This window comes from Dietzia timorensis, from assembly GCF_020742175.1.
GTDB lineage: Bacteria > Actinomycetota > Actinomycetes > Mycobacteriales > Mycobacteriaceae > Dietzia > Dietzia timorensis_A.
The window spans coordinates 1-4,104 of sequence record NZ_DYXM01000054.1; the positions used below are offsets into that span (position 1 = coordinate 1).

Below are 4,104 nucleotides of genomic sequence, written 5' to 3' on the forward strand. Positions count from 1 at the left end.
CCGCTCATGCAGCAGCAGACGCTCGGCCTGCAGGGATGCACCGTGAACCCCTGGCCCTCCGTGGCGTAGGAGCTACCCAGATTCCGCAGTTTGGTATACAGTACCTACTGTAGGTACATATCCAAGGGGGCGGTCATGCACACCAGCGTTACTAGTCGCGAATTTAACCGCGATGTTTCGGCAGCCAAACGCGCCGCCGAGCACGGTCCGGTCACGATCACCGACCATGGGCGGCCCTCGCATGTGTTGCTCACGGCCGAGGAGTTCGATCGGCTTTCGGGCCAACGGGAGCTGATGGGTGACTTTCTCTGGAGGGGTCAGAATGTCGACGTCGACCTCGACCTGCCAGAGCGCCGCATCGAGTCCGAGCGTGCGTTCGATCTGTGAAGTATTTGCTTGATACCAATGTCGTCAGCGATGCGCGAAAGCAGAATCGTCCCGGGCTCAACGCCTGGATAAGCGCGCAGCCTCGGGCTGACTTGGCGATCAGTGTCGTCGTGCTGTTGGAAATTGAGCGAGGCATTTTGCGGGTCGAGCGCAGAGACCCCGCTGCGGGTGAGCACCTGCGTGCGTGGTTGATGTCGCAGGTCAAACCCGCTTTCGCTGGTTCAATCCTCACCATAGATGATCAGGTCGCACGTAGTGCGGCCCAACTGCACGTTCCCGACCCGATGCCTGAAATGGATGCGCTCATCGCAGCCACTGCGCTGGTGCACGACCTTACCCTCGTCACCCGCAACACCAAGGACTTCCAGCATGCGGGCGTCTCCCTGCTCGACACCGGCACGCTCTAGCGAACCTCGCATCGAATCGAACGGTATTACTTCCCGAAATCCCTTGCCTTAGAGCGCACTCAAAGGCCTACTGTCGTGTCCATGACCGAGACGATCAAGCGTCGAGCCGAGCACAAACCCTCCACTGGCCAGGACACATTCGCCGTCGCGCAGGCGGCGGAACTCCTCGCCATGAGCGCCCACACCATCCGCTACTACGAACGCGCGGGCCTGCTCGCGGTGCCACGAGACTCCGCCGGCAACCGCTGCTACGGCGAACCCGAAATGCGGCGCCTCGAATTCCTGCGCCGCATGCGCGCCTCGGGGATGTCGATGGCCGCCCTCACCCGCTATATCGAACTGGTCGCCGAGGGCGAGAGCACGGTTCCCGAACGGCTCGCCCTCATGCAAGCGCACCGCGACGGAATCGTCGACCAGCTCCGCGAGCTGCGCGCCGCGCTCGCCGCCACCGACTACAAAATCGCGACCTATGGCGGCGAGCTCGACGGGCAATGTCCGCCGAGCACTTCAATCCCGGACCTCGACTCCGCCCTGCCCGACCTCAACGCGGTGCTCAACGCCCCGACACGCAAGGAGCCCTCATGACCACACCCGACAAAGTCCGCCTGTCCACTAACGCGGACCTCGACGTCTCGCCGATCGGCTACGGCGGCATGGCCCTTTCGCACGTCTACGGCGGCGGCCTCACCAGCGAAGCGGCCCGCGACGTCATCGACCAGGCAATCGACGCCGGAATTACCTTCATCGATACCGCCGACATCTACGGCGAACCGCGACCCGGAACCGAGGGGCCGGCGGGTACGAACGAGGAAATGCTCGCGCCCCTGCTCGCCAAGCGGCGCGCTGACGTGCAACTTGCGAGCAAGTTCGGCATCACCGGCGTTCCGTTGTCGGCCGGCGAGGGCGCGAAACCAGGCAAGAGCGGCGTCGACGGCCGCCCCGAGTACGTCCGTTCCGCGGCGGAGGCATCGCTTCGCCGGCTCGGCGTCGACACCATCGACCTCTACTACCTGCACCGCCCCGACCCGAACGTCCCCATTGAAGAGACCGTCGGCGCGATGGCCCAGCTCGTGGACACCGGCAAAGTCCGCCACCTCGGACTATCAGAAGTGACGTCGGACGAACTTCGTCGCGCCCACGCAACCAGCCCGATCACCGCAGTACAGAGCGAGTGGAGTCTGTGGTCCCGAGACGTCGAGGACCACGTCGTTCCTGCATGCGCGGAACTCGGCGTCGGCTTCGTCCCCTACAGCCCGCTCGGACGCGGATTCCTCACCGGCACGCTCACCAAGGAGCAGGTAGCCGGCGATTTCCGCAGCCACACGGCACGCATGGGTGCCGGGTGGGACGACAATCAGAAGGCGCTCACCGCGCTGGCCGACGTCGCCGCAGAGACCGGAGCCTCACACGCGCAGGTCGTTCTGGCCTGGCTTCGCGCGAAGGGAGAGCAGTACGGGCTCACGGTCGTTCCCATCCCGGGATCACGAAAGTCCTCGCGGATGATCGAGAACCTCGGCTGCGTGGAAGTCTCGCTCACCGAAGCTCACATCGACGCCCTCGACGGCATCGCCAGAGCGGTCACCGGCGGCCGCAACATCGTCCCCAATCCCGAGTGGATCAGCGGCGGCCGCGAGTAGATCGCGCGATCGTAGGGGTCGGCGAGTTCGCGAATCTCCGCGCCAAGTGGACAAATTGGGCGGCAATGTCGGGTTGAATGTGGCGCGAGTACCCCCGAACCCGCCGACCCCAAGGAATCCCTCGTGCCCTCCTCCGCGCGCAAGCCGCACGTGTCGTACAGCTTCCTGGCCGGCGCCGAGTTCGCGATCCGCTTCCCGGGGCACCAGCTGCCCGGCGTCAATAAGTGGAACGAGAGGCCGTCCGAGGAACGCCCCGTCCCGGTCGTGCTCATCCACGGCACCGCTGGCAGCGGTACGACGAACTGGTACACGCTCGCGCCGTACCTGATCAATCGCGGATTCTCCGTGTTCACCATCACCTACGGCGCGCTGCCGGACGCCAAGTTCCCGATGTCCGAACTCGGCGGGCTGCGAGATATCGCGGAGAACTCCGTCCCCGAGGTCGCCGGATTCGTCGACAAGGTGCTCGCATCGACCGGCGCCGAACAGGTCGACCTCGTCGGACATTCACAAGGCTGCGTTGTCGCCGGGGCGATCGCCAAGCACGCTCGCCCGGGCAAGGTACGCAAGGTAGTTAGCCTCGCGTCTCCGTGGCACGGCGTCGGCTCGGCAAGGCTCGAACGCATGCTGACGTCGATGCGGCTCCGTCAGCTCGTCGCCGGGGCATTCCTCGCAGGTGAAAGCCTCGTGCGCGGTTCGAAGTTTCTCAATGATCTCTGGGATCCAGACGGCACTCCCTACGCGCGGGGCGTCGAGTACACGAACGTCGCGACGCGTTTCGACGAGTTCGTCTGGCCCCACACGACCTCGCTGGTCGAGCCGCCGCAGGGCGGCGGGTATTCGGTCCGGAACATCGTGTTGCAGCAGGGGTGCATGCTCGACTTCGTCGACCACGCCGCCCTGCCCTCGGATCCGCGCGCGGTCGACTACGTGCTCGACGCGCTCGATCCGGGTGCCGGCCACAAGATCCGCTGCCTGCCCGTGGCCCCGGTGCACGGCGGGATTCTGCCGGGCTGGCTCACCGACCGTCGCCTGTAGCGGAGGGATCCCGCGGCACGCGCAAATGGAGGTGGGCCGGGCGATCGGGTACGTCCGACGTCATAAAGCTGGGACAATAAAGGTGGAATGAGGATCCGTTCGCGCTAGGAGGAGACGGTCCGCAATGGAGATCTGGGCGATATTCGTACTCGCGCTGGTGGCGCTGTCGAACGTGTCCGTCGCGGTCGTCGGCTACCTCGGGGCGAATGGCTCGTTGCGGCGCAATAAGCTCGTCGGAATCCGCACCGACCTCACCCTCGTCAACGATAAGGCCTGGTACGTGGCTCATTCCGCAGGTGGGCCCGCGATAACGATCGGCGCGGTCGCCGGGCTGCTAGCGATGATTCTGCCGATCGCGGTGATCGGGCTCAGCGAGATCGGCGTGATCGTCGCGGCGATCTTCGCGGTGGCACTCATGCTTATCGGCCTCGCTATCGGTGGCGTGCAGGGGCACCGCGCCGCGCGAATCGCACTGAGCACCCGCGCGTAACCGCTCGAAACCTCCCTCTCGGTGCGCGTAGCGTGGCGCCATGAGCATCCGAGTCCTGTCCGGAGACATCACCGAATTCCGCGCCGACGCGATCGTCAACGCGGCGAACTCCTCGCTGCTCGGCGGCGGGGGAGTGGACGGCGCG

6 protein-coding genes and 1 pseudogene are annotated in these 4,104 nt (G+C 65.5%); all 7 read left to right on the plus strand.

Annotated features, from left to right (window positions below; genetic code table 11):
• Positions 1-135 precede the first annotated feature (135 nt).
• Positions 136-387 (plus strand): type II toxin-antitoxin system prevent-host-death family antitoxin, encoded by a 252-nt coding sequence (locus tag K8V11_RS02655; RefSeq protein ID WP_303910665.1) that lies wholly within the window; start codon positions 136-138, stop codon positions 385-387.
• Positions 384-794, plus strand: a complete 411-nt coding sequence (locus K8V11_RS02660; protein WP_303910666.1) for a type II toxin-antitoxin system VapC family toxin — start codon at positions 384-386, stop codon at positions 792-794. The genes K8V11_RS02655 and K8V11_RS02660 overlap by 4 nt, the downstream gene beginning before the upstream one ends.
• Positions 795-875: 81 nt before the next feature.
• A complete protein-coding gene (locus K8V11_RS02665; RefSeq protein ID WP_303910667.1) occupies positions 876-1,379 on the plus strand; it encodes a MerR family transcriptional regulator in 504 nt (167 codons plus the stop codon).
• Positions 1,376-2,431 carry an aldo/keto reductase gene (locus tag K8V11_RS02670; protein WP_303910668.1) on the plus strand — a complete coding sequence of 352 codons (1,056 nt, stop codon included), beginning with the start codon at positions 1,376-1,378 and terminating at the stop codon, positions 2,429-2,431. Before K8V11_RS02665 ends, K8V11_RS02670 begins: the two co-directional genes overlap by 4 nt.
• Positions 2,432-2,554: 123 nt before the next feature.
• Positions 2,555-3,469, plus strand: coding sequence for a triacylglycerol lipase (locus tag K8V11_RS02675; protein WP_303910669.1), 915 nt, complete (start codon positions 2,555-2,557; stop codon positions 3,467-3,469).
• Positions 3,470-3,593: 124 nt separating this feature from the next.
• Positions 3,594-3,959, plus strand: coding sequence for an SdpI family protein (locus K8V11_RS02680; protein WP_303910670.1), 366 nt, complete (start codon positions 3,594-3,596; stop codon positions 3,957-3,959).
• Between the two features lie 40 nt (positions 3,960-3,999).
• Positions 4,000-4,104: pseudogene (locus K8V11_RS02685) on the plus strand (O-acetyl-ADP-ribose deacetylase); the annotation flags it as partial.

Excerpts from the sequence above, each read along its gene's own strand:
- K8V11_RS02655 (WP_303910665.1), top strand. The coding sequence starts at position 136 with ATGCACACCAGCGTTACTAGTCGCGAATTTAACCGCGATGTTTCGGCA.
- K8V11_RS02665 (WP_303910667.1), top strand. The coding sequence starts at position 876 with ATGACCGAGACGATCAAGCGTCGAGCCGAGCACAAACCCTCCACTGGC.
- K8V11_RS02670 (WP_303910668.1), top strand. The coding sequence starts at position 1,376 with ATGACCACACCCGACAAAGTCCGCCTGTCCACTAACGCGGACCTCGAC.
- K8V11_RS02680 (WP_303910670.1), top strand. The coding sequence starts at position 3,594 with ATGGAGATCTGGGCGATATTCGTACTCGCGCTGGTGGCGCTGTCGAAC.